Below are 14,858 nucleotides of genomic sequence, written 5' to 3'. Positions count from 1 at the left end.
GCCCCCTGCCCGCCTGCGCTCCATCCGCAGCAGCAGTCCCGCTTTTCAAGGAGTCCGACAATGCTCATCGGAGTGACCCGCGAGCCGACCGGGGAGACCCGGGTGGCCGCGACGCCCGCGACCGTCAGACAGCTCATCGGCCTCGGATACGACGTGGTGATCGAGCGCGGAGCCGGTGCGCTCTCCGCGTTCGCCGACCCCGCCTACGCCGAGGCCGGTGCCGCGCTCGGCAGCGGCGAGGACGCGTGGGGCGCCGACGTCGTCCTGCGCGTGAACGGCCCCGCGCCCGAGGACGTGCAGAAGCTCAAGGACGGCGCATACCTGGTCTCGACGCTGGCCCCGGCACTCAATCCGGAGCTCGTGGAGGTGCTCGCGGCGCGGGACCTGACCGTGCTCGCGATCGACACCGTGCCCCGGATCAGCCGAGCCCAGTCCCTCGACGTCCTGTCCAGCATGGCGAACATCGCCGGGTACCGCGCCGTGGTCGAGGCCGCGCACGAGTTCGGCCGCTTCTTCACCGGCCAGGTCACCGCCGCGGGCAAGGTGCCCCCGGCGAAGGTGCTGGTGGCCGGAGCGGGCGTGGCCGGGCTGGCCGCGATCGGCGCGGCCAGCAGCCTCGGCGCCATCGTGCGCGCCACCGACCCGCGGCCCGAGGTGGCCGACCAGGTCAAGTCGCTCGGCGGCCAGTTCCTGCCGGTCGTGGTGGACGAGCAGGCGCAGGCGTCCACCGACGGCTACGCCAAGGCCACCTCAGACCTCTACAACGAGGCCGCGGCGAAGCTGTACGCGGATCAGGCCGCTGACGTCGACATCGTCATCACCACCGCGCTCATCCCCGGACGCCCGGCCCCGAAGCTGATCACGCGGGCCGACGTCGCCGCGATGAAGGCCGGGTCGGTGATCGTGGACATGGCGGCCGGCATGGGCGGCAACGTCGAGGGCAGCGTGGCGGGGCAGAAGGTCGTGACCGAGAACGGGGTGAGCATCCTCGGCTACACCGACCTCGCCGGGCGCCTGCCCACCCAGGCCAGCCAGCTCTACGGCACCAACCTGGTCAACCTGCTCAAGCTGCTGACCCCGGCCAAGGACGGCGAGGTCGTGCTCGACCTCGACGACGTCGTGCAGCGCGGCATCACCGTGGTGCGCGCCACCGGGACCGGGAAGGGCGAGAGGCTCTGGCCCCCGCCGCCCGTCCAGGTCAGTGCGGCCCCCGCGGCGCCGGCGGTGTCAGCCCCCGTGTCGGCCAAGCCGAAGCGGGTCCCGCTCTCCGCCGCCGCGCGGTTCGCCCTGGTGCTGGCCGGGATCGCGGTGTTCTGGCTGGTGGTCGCACTGGCCCCGGCGCCGATCCCGCAGGACTTCACCGTGCTGACGCTCGCGATCGTCATCGGGTTCTACGTCATCGGCAAGGTCCACCACGCCCTGCACACGCCCCTGATGAGCGTGACCAACGCCGTCTCCGGCGTCATCGTCGTCGGCGCGCTGGTGCAGGCGGGCCTCGGCGTGCACCCGATCCAGGTGCTGGCCGGGATCGCGATCCTGCTCGCCTCCATCAACATCTTCGGCGGCTTCGCGGTCACCCGCCGCATGCTCGCCATGTTCAGCAAGGGGAACTGACGTGTCCGCAGCCTCGATAGCCACCGCGGCGTACCTGGTCGCCGCGCTGTTGTTCATTCTCTCCCTGGCCGGCCTGAGCAGGCACGAGAGTGCAAGACAAGGCTGGGCCTACGGTGTGACCGGTATGGTCGTCGCACTGGCCGCCACCATCGGCCTGACCGTGCACGACAGCTCCGCGCGCGGCACGACCGCGCTGATCCTCGCCGCCGCGATCATCGGCGGCGGCGCGATCGGCCTGTGGCGGGCCCGGATCGTGCAGATGACCGGCATGCCCGAACTGATCGCCCTGCTGCACTCCTTCGTCGGCCTGGCCGCCGTGCTGGTCGGCTGGGCCTCCTACGTCGAGGTGGAGCACGACGGCATCGGCGGTTTCGCCGGCTCCCTGCTGCACATCCACCACGCCGAGGTGTTCATCGGCATCTTCATCGGCGCCGTCACCTTCACCGGCTCGATCGTGGCGAACCTGAAGCTGAGCGCGCGGATCAAGTCCGCGCCGCTGGTGCTGCCGGGCAAGAACCTGCTGAACCTGGGCGCGCTGCTGGCCTTCGCCGTCCTGACGGTGCTGTTCGTCGCCCACCCCGCGCTGTGGGCGATCATCGCGGTGACCGCGCTCGCCCTGCTCTTCGGCTGGCACCTGGTCGCCTCGATCGGCGGCGGCGACATGCCGGTCGTGGTCTCCATGCTCAACAGCTACTCCGGCTGGGCCGCGGCCGCCAGCGGCTTCCTGCTCGACAACGACCTGCTCATCATCACCGGCGCGCTGGTCGGCTCCTCGGGCGCGTACCTGTCCTACATCATGTGCCGCGCGATGAACCGCTCCTTCGTCTCCGTCATCGCCGGCGGCTTCGGCATCGAGGCACCGCAGAGGTCTGACGACGCGCAGGCCGGCACCCACCGGGAGATCTCGGCCGCCGAGACCGCCGAGCTGCTCGCCGCCGCGTCCAGCGTGGTGATCACCCCGGGCTACGGCATGGCCGTGGCCCAGGCGCAGTACCCGGTGGCCGAACTCACCCGGATCCTGCGCGGCCGCGGCGTTCAGGTGCGCTTCGGCATCCACCCGGTCGCCGGTCGCCTGCCCGGCCATATGAACGTGCTGTTGGCCGAGGCGAAGGTGCCCTACGACATCGTGCTGGAGATGGACGAGATCAACGACGACCTCGGTGCCACCGACGTCGTCCTGGTCATCGGCGCCAACGACACCGTCAACCCGTCCGCCGCCGAGGACCCGGGCAGCCCGATCGCCGGCATGCCGGTGCTGCGCGTGTGGGAGGCCGCGAACGTCGTGGTCTTCAAGCGCTCCATGGCCAGCGGCTACGCCGGCGTCCCCAACCCGCTGTTCTACCGCGAGAACGCCGCCATGCTCTTCGGCGACGCCAAGACCAGGGTCGATGAGATCGTGGGCGCGCTCGCCGCCGTGCCCGTCCTCGCGTAACGCGCCGCCGCGCGCGAAAACGGCCGTCGTGCCGTCTCGGCTGTGGTCGAGACGGCACGGCGGCCGTTGCTCATCCGCCGGAGAGCTTGCGGACGCGGGTCGCCCGGAAGCGGAAGCTGTCCTGCTGCGCCTGTTCGTAGTCGAACTCGACCTGGTCACCGGGTTCGAGGGCGCGGTAGCCGACCATGTCGATGACGCTGAAGTGGACCCACGCGTCGAAGCCCGGGGGCAGGTCGGGCGAGGCGATCGCCCCCCAGCCCTTCTCGGCCTTGTAGAACTTGACCGTGCCGTGTGCCATGGCAGCAGTCTGACAGGCACCGGCCGGCCCGGCGATCGGGTTTCGGCGCGGGAAAGGCGGCGGCCGCCACACGCGCGTGCGCAGGGCGGCCGCCGCCGGCGGGGCGTTGCCGGGACTACGCGGGCACTCCGGCGTTCCCGATCGGCAGCAGCTGGCCGCCGTCGAGCTTGAGCTGCTGGCCGGTGACCCACCGGGCCGCGTCCGAGGCGAAGTAGAGCACGGCCTCCGAGACGTCGTGCGGCGAGAGCCATGGCACACCCATCGGGGACTTGGTCTCCAGCGACGGGATCATGTCCTCGCGCGTCGGGTTCTCCAGATCCGGCCGGAACGCGTGGTACATGAAGTCGTTGTCCATCATGCCGGTGTCGACGTTCGTCGGGTGGATGACGTTGACCCGGATCTGCTGCTCGGCGTAGACGCGGGCGAGGTCGTGCCCGAACCGGGCGACGTGCCGCTTGGAGTGCGCGTAGCCGAGGCCGCCGGCGCCGGTGATGTCCACGGATCCGGCCAGCAGGGCCGCGGTCGAGCCGGTCAGGATGATCGACGCGCCCGGGCCGAGGTGCGCCGCGGCGGCGGTACACGCGTTGATCACGCCGAGCAGGTTCACCTGCACGACGTCGAGGAAGGCCTGCGGCGTGTTCGAACCCATCGTCAGGATTCCGGCCTGGGCCACCACGATGTCGAGCTTGCCGAGCTCGGCCACGCCCTGGTCCACCGCCGCCTGCAGCTCCGCGAGCACCCGCACGTCGGCCTGCCGGGCGACGATGCGGCGGCCGAGCGCCTCGACCTGGCGCACGGTCTCGTCGAGGTCTTCCTTGGTGGCCAGCGGATAGGGCGCCGTGGCGATGTCCTCGAGCAGGTCCACGGCGATGATGTCCGCGCCCTCCTCGGCCAGACGAACGGCGTGGCTGCGGCCCTGTCCGCGGGCGGCACCCGTGATGAAGGCGACCTTGCCCTCAACGCGTCCCGACATGAGTCTCTCCTGGTGTAGCGGATGAAAGCCCGGCCGCGAGGGCGGCCGAGGGGTGAAGGATGGTGCGCGCGCGGGCTCAGCCGAGCGGGTCGTACCCGGTCGGCAGGCCGTCCAGAATCACGGTCTTGGACTCGAGATACGGCAGCAGCCCGTCCCGGCCGCCCTCGCGTCCGACGCCGGACTGCTTGAAGCCGCCGAAGCCCATGCGCGGGTCGGTGCGGTAGCCGTTGTGCCCGACCGTGCCCGAGCGCAGCCGGCGGGCGGCACGGTGGGCGCGGTCCACGTCGTCGGTGAAGACGGTCGCGTTGAGGCCGAACACCGTCTCGTTGGCCAGCTCGATCGCGTGCTCCTCGTCGTCGGCGGGGATGACGCTCAGCACGGGGCCGAAGATCTCCTCCTGCGCGATCGTGGCCTGGTTGTCCACGCCGGCGAAGACGGTCGGCTGGATGTAGAAGCCGCGCTCGAACCCGTCGGGCCGGGCGCCGCCGGTGACGAGCCTGGCGCCCTCGGCCACGCCCTTGGCGATGTAGTCCTCCACCCGGTCGCGCTGGCGTTCCATGGCCAGCGGCCCGAGCTGCGAGGCGGCATCGAAGGGGTCTCCGATGCGCACCGCGCCGAAGGCCGCGCCGAGGGCCTCGGCGAACGCGTCGTGGCGGTGGCGGCTGACGATGACGCGGGTGAGCGAGGAGCACACCTGGCCGTTGAGGGTGCACTCGGCGTTGGCGAGCAGCGTGGCCGCGGTCTCCAGGTCGTAGTCGTCGAAGACCACGGCCGGCGACTTGCCGCCGAGTTCGAGGGTGTAGCGGGCCATCCGGTCGCCGCAGATGCTCGCGATCCGCCGCCCCACCACGCTCGAACCGGTGAAGGCGATCTTGTCCACGCGCGGGTCGCGCACCAGCTGCTCGGAGACCTCGCGGTCGGCCGTGAGCACGTTCAGGACTCCCGCGGGCAGGCCGATCTCCTCGGCCACCTCGGCGAGCACGTAGGCCTCGCCCGGCGCCTCCGGCGGAGCCTTCAGCACGACGGTGCACCCGGCCAGCAGGGCCGGCGCGACCTTGTAGGCGGCCAGGGACATCGGCGTGTTCCACGCGACGATCGCGCCCACGACGCCGACCGGCTCGCGCACCACGGAGCCGAAGGCGCCCTGCATCGGTTGGTGGCGCACCTCGAACGGGAAGTCCGCGGCGAGGTCGGCGTAGTAGTCGTAGTGCGCGCCGACGCGCTCGATGGAGGCCACCGACATCGAGTGCAGGACACCGACCTGGCGCGTCCAGAGCTCACTCGCGTCGCCCGCGCGCCGGCGCAGCCCGTCGGCGATCTTGCGCAGCCAGTCGGCGCGCTCGGCGGGCGCCAGCAGCGGCCACTCGGACCGGTCGAAGGCGCGCCGCGCGGCGGCGATCGCCGCCGACATGTCCTCGGCTCCGGCCAAGGCGATCCGGTAGTAGAGCTCCTCGGTCGCCGGGTCGACGATCGCGAAACTCGACGCGGCGGCGGGCTCGACCCACCGTCCGTCGAGGTACAGGCGATCAGGGTGTTGAAGCGGCACGGCGCGGGCCCGGGCGGCCGCCGCCGCGTCCGCGGACCCCTCGGTGGTGACGTGGCTGGACATCAAAGCCTCCATGGTCGGGCTCCGCCGGCAGGCGGGCGGCACGCCGACGTTCTGCTGAAGCGAACGATTGTTGCCTTGTATGGCAAGGTCAGGATTGCGCAGGGTCTTCTGGCTGTCAAGGATGGCCGGGCGCACCGGGCCCACCGAGATTCCCCTCTTGACATGCCGCAGCGCGCGCACCCACACTCAGGACGCTGTACCGATCGATCGTTCTCTTAAGCGAAACACCTTAAGCGAAACACCCGGGGACGGTGGACTCGGATCGATCGGGCGGCGAAGCCGACGTGAGTGCAGTGCGCGGCCCCCGGGCAGCGCCGAGGCCCCAGATGAGAGAGGCAACGATGCCGACCATCGCCCCAAGTGCAGATCCGCGCCCAGCGCGCCCCATCCCGTTCATCATCGGGATCCTTATCCTCGCTGCCATCGCGAGTTCCTTTGAATCCACGATGATGTATACGGCCCTGCCGTCCGTCATCGAGCACTTCAAGACCACGCCGGGCAACGCCGGATGGGTGCTGACCGGCTTCCTGCTGGTGGGCGCGGCCTCCGCGGCCATCAGCGGCCGGCTCGGCGACGCCTTCGGCCGCCGCAACGTCCTGATCGTCGTGCTGGTGGCCTCCATCGCCGGATCCGTCATCAGCCTGACCTCGGGCAGCCTCGGCTGGCTCATCGCCGGCCGTTCGATCCAGGGCCTGGCCGGAGGCCTGGTCCCGCTGTGCGTCGGCATCCTGCGCGAGAACCTGCCGAAGAAGTCGCTGCCGGTGGCCGTGGCCACGGTGGCCGGCGCGGCGATGTGGGGCGGCGCGGCCGGCAACGTCATCTCGGGCAACATCGTCGACCACTGGGGCTGGCACGACATCTTCGTGGTGGCCGCGATCCTGGCCGCGGTCACCGCCGTCGGCGCCTTCTTCCTGCCCGCCCCGACCGCCAAGCCGGGCCTTGAGCGGGTCGACTGGCTCGGCGGCGTGCTGTTCGCGCCGGGCATCGCGCTGGCGTTGTACGGCGTCAACGAGTCCAGCACCTGGGGCTGGTCGAACGGCAAGACCCTCGGCTTCATCGTGGGCGGCATCGCGGTGCTCGCGCTGTGGATCGCCTGGGAGCTGCGGGTGGACAAGCCGCTGATCAACATCCGGTTCTTCCTCAACCGCAAGCTCGGCCTGACCCTGGTCGCCACCGCCCTGGTCTCCTTCGGCACGCTGGGCGTCTCCGGCTTCGTCGGCCAGCTGATCATGCAGACGCCGAAGATGGCGCCGGTCGGCCTCGGCCTGAGCGCCGGTTCCGCCGGCGACATCTCCTTCGCCATCGGCGCCCTCGGCTTCCTGGCCGCCCCGCTCAGCGGCCGCATCTCGCGCCACGGCCGCGCCCGCAACGCCTTCATCGTGGGCGCGATCCTGGGCCTGCTGGCCGCGGTCCTCTCGGCCCTGCTGCTGAGCACCATCGTGGGCTTCGTGATCTCGCAGATCGTGCTCACCGGCGCGACGAGCTTCATGCTCAGCTCGCTGCCGAACCTGATCGTCGAGGGCGTGCCGGGTGCCAGCACCAGCGAGGCGCAGGGCGTGTACATGGTCACCCAGACCGCGTTCTCCGGCGTCGGCACCTCGCTCGGCACCGTCCTGCTCTCGCACTACCTGGTGACCGGCACGCCGTTCAGCACCCGCGCCGGATACAACGTGCTGTTCGCGATGGTGGCCGTGGTTGCGGCGATCGCGCTGGCCGCCGCCCTGTTCATGCGCAACGGCTCGCTCCGGGACGCCGAGGACGAGGACGTCCTCGAGGCCGAGCGCGAGACCTTCGCCGGCGCCCTCGGCATCACGCCCGAGACCGCCTGAGTCCGCCGCGCCCGCGAGCCCGCGACGCCGCACCGCCGCGACGCCGTGGCCCGGCCGACGCCCCGCACCGCACGTGAGCGGTCGGGGCGCCGGCCGGGCCGCGGTCTTCCAGCCACGAAGGGAAGAAAGTGACCGATTCCGAACGCCCGTACCGGGTGCGCATGCTCTACCACCCCGCGATCCACGTGCCGAGCCTGGAGGAGGCGGAGGATTTCTTCGCCCGCGTCTTCGGCCGAACGAGTACCAACTTCTCCGTCGTCATGCCGAATCCGCCGGCGCCGGGCCATTCCGTCGGCTATTCCACATTCACCTCGATCGCCGATGTCCTCATCGACAGTCTCGAACCGAAGCGATATCTCACCGGGGGAGTCCAGCGCTACCCGGATATCGACGCCGCGCACCTGTATACGACGGGTTGGTATGTCGAGGGCGTCAAAGAGCTTTACCGAGAACTCAGGGCTCAGGGTTTCCGCGTCGTGGACGCGCGCGAGGAGATCCTCGAGGCGGACGAGTGGGCCGGCGGCCCGTCGCCCTTCTACGGACTCAGGCAGGACACCGGGCTGCCCTACCGGTTCTTCGAGTCCTTCCCGTTCCCGCTCGACCCGCGGACAGCCGAGGGCTGGACGGTCCCGGAGGTCGACGACGCGGACCCGCTCGGCATCGTGCACGCCTCGCACCACACCGTGCTCACGTCCCGGCCGGACCGCGCGGTCAAGCTGACCGTCGACGTCCTCGGCGGAGAAATCGTCCACACCGGCCGCGACGAGCTGCGGGGAGTCTCCGGACCCTACGTCCGCCTCGCCGACGCCGTCTTCCACTTCGCCGCCCCGGAGCCCGGCAGCGCGGCCGCCGCTGACGTCTCGGGCGCCTCGGGCAACGGCGAGTTCGACACCTACCACGCACTGACGTGGCAGGTGACGGATCTTCAGCGGGCCGCGCGACACCTCGAGGCGCAGGGCGTGCGTATCGCGTCCCGATCGGAGACCGCCCTGGTGACCGATCCGGCGACCAGCCTCGGCGTCCCGTGGGGCTTCGCGACCGATTCCGTACCCGGTGATGACAGATGAGAGGAACCCAGCCCATGCGCGAAGTGTTGTTGGCGCTCACCAATCCGGTCGAGGGAAAGGACGAGGAGTTCCGGGAGTGGTACTGGGGAACGCACATCCCCGAGATCCTGGAACTGCCCGGCTTCCTCGCGGCCCGCCGCGCCGGGCCCGCCGAGGGCGCCGCGGGCGTCCCGCACCGCTACGCGACCGTCTACGAGGTCGAAGGTTTCGCCCAGGCCGCGCTGGAGAAGCTGTTCACGGCCGGGCTGAGCATGAGCGACACGCTCGACCTCACGACGCTCGTCATGCTGCCGCTCGCCTTCGAAGACGAGCAGCCGGCGCAGTGAACGCGGTCCTCGGACGCCTCGGCCGACGGACTGACGACCTGACGGCCTGACGACCTGACGGCCTGACGACCTGACGGACTGACGACGACGGCATTCCCGGCGTGGACGGGTCACGGCCCGCCCGCGCCGGGAACGCCGTACCCGCCTCGGTTTCCGGCGCGCCGCCGGCCACGCGTGGTCACACCGACCGCTACGCGGGCCGTTCGACTCCGGTGAACCGGCGGGTGAGCCGCTGCGCGGACTCCTTCACCAGCACGGTGAGTTCCGCGGTGGTGGTGGCGTTGAAGCGCGTCTCCGGAATGGTGATCCCGGCGTCGCCTATCACGGTGTCGGACGGCCCCATGACCGGAGCGGCGATCGCGATCGCCCCGTCGATCCGCTCGCCGTGCGAGATCGCGTACCCGTCCCGCCTGATCTGGGCGAGCCGGTCGGTGAGCTGCCTGGTGTCGACCACGGTCCGCTCGGTCAGCGCCTCCAGGCTGCCGCCGACGATCGCCTCGCGCACCTCGGCCGGCAGGAAGGCCAGGATCGCCAGCCCGCTCGCCCCGGCGTGCAGCGGCAGCCAGACGCCCCGGGGAACGCTGTAGCGCAAGGGATGTGAGGACTCGATGGACACCGCGAACATCATCTGCCGGCGCTGATCGTTGTAGACGGCGAAGAAGGACGACTCGCCGCTGCGCTCGGTCAGCTCGGTCAGGATGTCGTCGGTGGCCTCGCGCAGCGGGTAGCGGGTGTTGGTCGTCCAGGCCAGCCGCAGGAACTCCATGCCGAGCCGGTAGCTGCCCTCGGTGTTGCGCGCGACCATGCCGAGGCCCTCGAGGTCGCTCAGCAGCCGGTGGGCGGTGCTCGCGCTCACCCCGAGCTTGTTGCCGAGTTCGCGCACGCCGTAGGACTGCTGACCGCTGTCGACCATCAGCGTGAGGATCTCGATGCCTCGGGCAAGCGGATGCCGCTGGCGTTCCGGGACGCCGGCCGGGATCTCGGTTGCCTTCGTCTCCACGCTTCCGCTCCTTCTACACCGGTCGACCTCGCCGCGGAGACCTCCCCGGACCGCGGCCGCGCCAGAGCGGTCCGCACAGCCGAATGGCAGTTCTCTTCAACCAAACACTAGCAGAGAGGCGCGCCGTGATTTACTCAAGTTAATTGACTCAAGCAATCAAATTTGACACATTATCTCGTTGAGACAACGACCCGTGAGGTGGAGTCATGGTGGCCATCCGAACCGCGGCGGACAATGCGGAGCACGCCGCGTCGGACACCGTCCCCCAGGAAATCGTTCAGATCGAGAAGACGCTGACCGAGATCTCGTACCTCAGAAGCCGAGCGCGCCAGCACGAGCGGCTGATGGCCGTCGCCGGCGTGCACGCGCTCGACCGCTCCGCCATCTCGATCCTGCGCCAGCTCGCCGATTGCGAGCCGGTCCGCTCCGGAGAGCTCGCCGCCCGGCTGGCTGTGGAGGCCTCTCACGTCACCCGGCAGGTGCAGGCCCTGGAGAAGACCGGATACGTCACGCGCACCCCGGATCCGAACGACGGCCGGGCGCAGTTGATCGAACTGACCGCGCGCGGGCGCGAGGCCGTCGAACGCGTGCGCACGGCCGGCCGCCACGGCATCCGCCAGGCGCTGGCCGACTGGAGTGCCGAGGATCTGCACCGACTGAGTGTCCTGTTCCGGCGTATGTACGAGGACTTCGTCGGCCACGCCGAGGACCCGAGCGAGTTCCAGCTGCCCGAATCCGCCCACGACGCCCCGGGATCCGGCGCACCGGCCGGGTGAGACCCGTGGCGGGTGCGCGGCCGCAGCGTTCTGCCGCGGCCGCGGATTCGTTGCCGGTGAACGGATTCCCGGCCGCGTGGCGGGGCAGGCGAACCGTGGCGGGCGGGGGCCCGTCCGAGGCCGCGGCCGGGGCATGAGGTGTGTCTAATCCCCTTAAAGCACCGGATTTCGCGTTTGTCGGCAGTGGAGGGCTTCGAAATGTTTCGGTAGCTAACTCCGACACCCGATTGAATGTTTCGATGAACTTTCGGAAACGAGTCATTGACTGCCCCCCGTCGCCAAGCGCATACTCTCCAGCGAGCTGAACTCCGCACAACGGGGCCGGCTTCGCACGATCGCGGCGGGTCCGTCGGACATGTCCACGGACGTAGGCCCGGAGCAGGGAAAGCAGGGGTGCAGGGTGGGCCACGACGGCGCGCATCTGCCTGGCCCGCAGCGGAATCGCGGTCGGCCCTGCTGTCAGAAATTCCAGATCAGGTCGGCACGAAACTTTCGGCACCCGACAGGGTACTGCTTCGTGCAAGCACTCGCGCCAATTGCGACAATGATGACATATCAGGGAGTTTCCACAATGACGAGGAAAACGCGCAGCGCGACAGCTGTCGCCATCAGCTTGGGTATCGCTCTCGGTGCCACCGGTTGTGCCGGCAGCAGCAGTGGCAGTGGCAGTGGCACCAGCTCCGGCGGTTCGTCCGCCGGCTCGGTCACGGTGACCGTCTGGGAGAACGCGACGAACGGCTCCGACGGCCTGACCTACTTCGAGAACGCCGCGAAGGCCTACCACGCGCTGCACCCGAACGTCACGATCCAGCTGCAGACGATCCAGAACGAGGACTTCGACGGCAAGCTGCAGACCGCGCTGAACTCGAACTCCGCGCCGGACATCTTCCTGCAGCGCGGTGGCGGCAAGATGCAGGCCATGGTCGACGCGAACCAGCTCCAGCCGCTGGCCCTGACCGCCGCGGACAAGGCGAACGTGGGCGCGGCCGCGCTGGCCGGCAACACGATCAACGGCCAGGTCTACGCGATGCCGGTGGACACCCAGCCCGAGGGCATCTACTACAGCAAGGACCTGTTCCAGCAGGCCGGCATCACCTCGACGCCGACCACGATCGACGAGCTCGAGGCCGACGTCGCCAAGCTCAAGACGATCAACGTCGCCCCGATCGCCGTCGGTGCCAAGGACGCCTGGCCCGCCGCGCACTGGTACTACAACTTCGCCCTGCGCGAGTGCAGCCAGCAGACCATGACCAGCACCGCCCAGTCGCTGAAGTTCACCGACCCGTGCTGGACCAAGGCCGGAACCGACCTGTCCTCGTTCCTGCAGACCAACCCGTTCCAGAAGGGCTTCCTGACCACCGCCGCGCAGCAGGGCGCCGGCTCCTCCGCGGGCATGCTGGCCAACCACAAGGCGGCCATGGAGCTCATGGGCAGCTGGGACCCGGGCGTCATCGGCAGCCTCACCCCGAACCAGCAGCCGCTGCCCGACCTCGGCTGGTTCCCCTTCCCGTCGGTGGACGGCGGCCAGGGTGACCCGAGCGCGATCATGGGCGGCAGCGACGGATACTCGCTGGCCAAGAACGCGCCGAAGGAGGCGCTCGGCTTCCTCGAGTTCCTGGTGACCAAGGACCAGCAGGAGGCCTACGCCAAGGCCTTCCAGTCGATCCCGGTCAACCCGGCCGCCCAGGAGGTCGTGACCCAGCCGTACAACATCTCGGCGCTGCAGGCCTTCAACAAGGCCGCCTACTCCATGGAGTACCTCGACACCGAGTACGGCGAGAACGTCGGCAACGCGCTGAACACCGCCGTGGTGAGCGTGATGGCGGGCCAGGGCAACGCCGCGAGCATCGTCGCGGCGGCCAACGCCGCCGCTGCGAAGGGCTGAGTAAGCACACATGAGCGACACCCTGGGTACTGACGCGGCGATCGCGCGCCAGTCGCAGGGCACGCCCAGAGCCGGGGGCGCGGCCAAGTCCGCGCCCCCGGCTTCGCCGCGAGCGTCAGTGCGCCGCCGCGGCCGTGGCCGTGTCAGAATGCGACTCGAGATCGCGGTCCTGTCCGGACCGGCGATCATCATGTTCCTGGCCTTCGTGATCTTCCCGGTCGTCCTGGCCGCTTACTACGGCTTCTACCGGTGGCACGGCTACGGTCCGGCCACCGACTGGGTCGGCCTGAACAACTACAAGCTGATCTTCACCGACCCCGCCTTCCAGCAGGTGCTCTGGCACAACCTGCTGATCGTCGTGCTCTCCCTGGTCATCCAGGGCCCGATCGCGATCGTGCTGGCCCTGCTGCTCAACCAGCGCATCCGCGGCCGCTCGGTGATCCGCGTGCTGATCTTCGTGCCCTACGTCATCTCCGAGGTCATCGTCGGCACCGGCTGGAGCCTGATGCTCCAGGCCAACGGCGCCGTCAACGACCTGCTCGGGCACATCGGGCTCGGCTTCCTGCAGAACGACTGGCTGGCCGACCCGAAGCTGGCCATCTGGACGCTGATGGGCATCATCTCGTGGAAGTACATCGGCTTCGCGGTGATCCTGATGCTGGCCGGCCTGCAGTCGATCCCGGACGAGCTGTTCGAGGCCGCCGCGATCGACGGAGCCACCTACTGGCAGATCCAGCGCCGCATCACGCTGCCGCTGCTCGGCCCGACGATCCGGATCTGGGGATTCCTCTCGATCATCGGCTCGCTGCAGCTGTTCGACCTCGTCTACATCATCTGGGGCCAGTACGTCTCGGGTACCGCGGGCACCTCGACCATGGCGATCTACATGGTCGCCCAGGGCCGCGACGCGGGGAACTTCGGCTACGGCAGCGCCGTCGCGGTCGTGATGTTCCTGATCTCGCTCGTCGTCGCGCTGATCTACCAGCGCTTCGTCCTGCGCCGTGACCTGCGTGGCGCCGTCACCGAAGGAGAGATCCGATGAGCGCGACGACCGCCGGCTCGCGACGCCCGGCGAAGGCGCGCATCGGCCGCAGCGACCGCCGCGATCGGCACGACCGGCCGAAGCAGGAGTGGGGCAACCCGGTCACCTACTTCATCGCGCTGCTGTTCATCGCGGTCTGCGTCGCGCCGGTGCTCTACATCGTGGTCGGCGGGTTCCGTACGAACGCGCAGATCACCACGAGCCCGGCCGGGCTGCCGAACCCCTGGGTCATCAGCAACTACACCAGCGTGCTGACCTCGGTGACGTTCTGGGGCGAGTTCGTCAACTCGCTCGTGGTCGGGCTCGCCAGCACCCTCGGCATCGTCGTGCTCGGCATGATGGTCAGCTTCGTGCTCGCGCGATACAACTTCAGGCTCAAGGGTGCGATGTACACTCTGTTCGCGGCCGGCCTGATGTTCCCGATGGTCATCGCGATCACCCCGCTGTACATCGTCATCAAGGACCTGGGCCTGATCGACAACCTGCTGGGCATCATCATCCCGCAGATCGCCTTCGGCCTGCCGACCACCGTCATCATCCTGGTGCCGTTCCTGCGGGCCATCCCCAAGGAGATCGAGGAGGCCGCGGCGCTGGACGGCACGAGCCGGCTCGGCTTCTTCGTCCGGATGGTGCTGCCGCTCTCGCTGCCCGGCGTGGTGACCGTGGGCATCCTCGCGTTCATCGGCAGCTGGAACAACTACGTGCTGCCGCTCTACATCCTCAACTCGCAGAAGAACTACACCCTGCCGCTGGGCGTGCAGGCGTTCTCCTCGCAGTACTCCACGAACACCGCCCAGGTGCTCGCGTTCACCTCGCTCGCCATGCTGCCCGCACTGATCTTCTTCTCGATCTTCCAGAAGCGGATCGTCGGCGGCCTCACCGGCGCCGTGAAGGGCTGAGCCCGCGGCGTCCGCTCCCGCCCCCTGCCGTTCCCGCGGCAGGGGGCGGGCTTGTCGAGAATTGCAGTAGAAACCTTGCGCAATTTTTCTACTGCGTCTAGCGTGGGC

General features: G+C 69.6%; 13 protein-coding genes. 9 read left to right on the top strand and 4 right to left on the bottom strand.

The window, feature by feature from the left end; genetic code table 11:
* Positions 1-60 precede the first annotated feature (60 nt).
* Both KDL01_RS14305 and pntB read left to right on the top strand, forming a co-directional pair.
* A complete protein-coding gene (locus KDL01_RS14305; RefSeq protein ID WP_212528962.1) occupies positions 61-1,614 on the top strand; it encodes a Re/Si-specific NAD(P)(+) transhydrogenase subunit alpha in 1,554 nt (517 codons plus the stop codon).
* Position 1,615: 1 nt separating this feature from the next.
* Positions 1,616-3,046 carry a Re/Si-specific NAD(P)(+) transhydrogenase subunit beta gene (pntB, locus tag KDL01_RS14300; RefSeq protein ID WP_212528961.1) on the top strand — a complete coding sequence of 477 codons (1,431 nt, stop codon included), beginning with the start codon at positions 1,616-1,618 and terminating at the stop codon, positions 3,044-3,046.
* Positions 3,047-3,116: 70 nt separating this feature from the next.
* On the opposite strand, the gene KDL01_RS14295 is transcribed toward pntB, so the two are convergent.
* The 3 genes from KDL01_RS14295 to KDL01_RS14285 form a co-directional block, all read right to left on the bottom strand.
* The gene (locus tag KDL01_RS14295) at positions 3,117-3,344 is read right to left on the bottom strand and encodes a cold-shock protein (protein ID WP_212528960.1); all 228 of its coding nucleotides are present in this window, start codon (positions 3,342-3,344) and stop codon (positions 3,117-3,119) included.
* 115 nt (positions 3,345-3,459) lie between these two features.
* Positions 3,460-4,317 (bottom strand): mycofactocin-coupled SDR family oxidoreductase, encoded by an 858-nt coding sequence (locus KDL01_RS14290; protein WP_212528959.1) that lies wholly within the window; start codon positions 4,315-4,317, stop codon positions 3,460-3,462.
* A 76-nt stretch (positions 4,318-4,393) separates the two neighbouring features.
* A complete protein-coding gene (locus KDL01_RS14285) occupies positions 4,394-5,926 on the bottom strand; it encodes an aldehyde dehydrogenase (RefSeq protein ID WP_212528958.1) in 1,533 nt (510 codons plus the stop codon).
* 326 nt (positions 5,927-6,252) lie between these two features.
* Between KDL01_RS14285 and KDL01_RS14280 the strand changes: the two genes are divergently transcribed.
* The 3 genes from KDL01_RS14280 to KDL01_RS14270 all read left to right on the top strand — a co-directional run bounded on the left by KDL01_RS14280 (position 6,253) and on the right by KDL01_RS14270 (position 9,148).
* Positions 6,253-7,755 (top strand): MFS transporter, encoded by a 1,503-nt coding sequence (locus KDL01_RS14280; protein ID WP_307846323.1) that lies wholly within the window; start codon positions 6,253-6,255, stop codon positions 7,753-7,755.
* Between the two features lie 128 nt (positions 7,756-7,883).
* Positions 7,884-8,822: a VOC family protein gene (locus tag KDL01_RS14275; protein ID WP_212528956.1), complete on the top strand. Its 939-nt coding sequence runs from the start codon at positions 7,884-7,886 to the stop codon at positions 8,820-8,822.
* Between the two features lie 14 nt (positions 8,823-8,836).
* Complete coding sequence (locus KDL01_RS14270) at positions 8,837-9,148, top strand: DUF4286 family protein (protein WP_212528955.1); 312 nt, start codon at positions 8,837-8,839, stop codon at positions 9,146-9,148.
* 190 nt (positions 9,149-9,338) lie between these two features.
* Here the strand turns inward: KDL01_RS14270 and KDL01_RS14265 are convergent, their stop codons facing one another.
* On the bottom strand, positions 9,339-10,148 hold the full coding sequence (locus tag KDL01_RS14265; RefSeq protein WP_212528954.1) for an IclR family transcriptional regulator: 810 nt from the start codon (positions 10,146-10,148) through the stop codon (positions 9,339-9,341).
* A 206-nt stretch (positions 10,149-10,354) separates the two neighbouring features.
* Here KDL01_RS14265 and KDL01_RS14260 point away from each other — a divergent pair, with 206 nt between their 5' ends.
* The 4 genes from KDL01_RS14260 to KDL01_RS14245 all read left to right on the top strand — a co-directional run bounded on the left by KDL01_RS14260 (position 10,355) and on the right by KDL01_RS14245 (position 14,750).
* Complete coding sequence (locus KDL01_RS14260; RefSeq protein WP_212528953.1) at positions 10,355-10,924, top strand: MarR family winged helix-turn-helix transcriptional regulator; 570 nt, start codon at positions 10,355-10,357, stop codon at positions 10,922-10,924.
* Between the two features lie 571 nt (positions 10,925-11,495).
* Positions 11,496-12,809, top strand: coding sequence for an ABC transporter substrate-binding protein (locus KDL01_RS14255; protein ID WP_212528952.1), 1,314 nt, complete (start codon positions 11,496-11,498; stop codon positions 12,807-12,809).
* 10 nt (positions 12,810-12,819) lie between these two features.
* Positions 12,820-13,851: a carbohydrate ABC transporter permease gene (locus KDL01_RS14250; protein ID WP_212528951.1), complete on the top strand. Its 1,032-nt coding sequence runs from the start codon at positions 12,820-12,822 to the stop codon at positions 13,849-13,851.
* Positions 13,848-14,750 carry a carbohydrate ABC transporter permease gene (locus KDL01_RS14245; RefSeq protein WP_212528950.1) on the top strand — a complete coding sequence of 301 codons (903 nt, stop codon included), beginning with the start codon at positions 13,848-13,850 and terminating at the stop codon, positions 14,748-14,750. Before KDL01_RS14250 ends, KDL01_RS14245 begins: the two co-directional genes overlap by 4 nt.
* Positions 14,751-14,858 lie beyond the last annotated feature (108 nt).

Source organism: Actinospica durhamensis (assembly GCF_018139695.1).
Lineage (GTDB): Bacteria > Actinomycetota > Actinomycetes > Streptomycetales > Catenulisporaceae > Actinospica > Actinospica durhamensis.
Note: the sequence above shows the minus strand (reverse complement) of the source record. Positions and strands in the feature narration are given on the sequence as shown.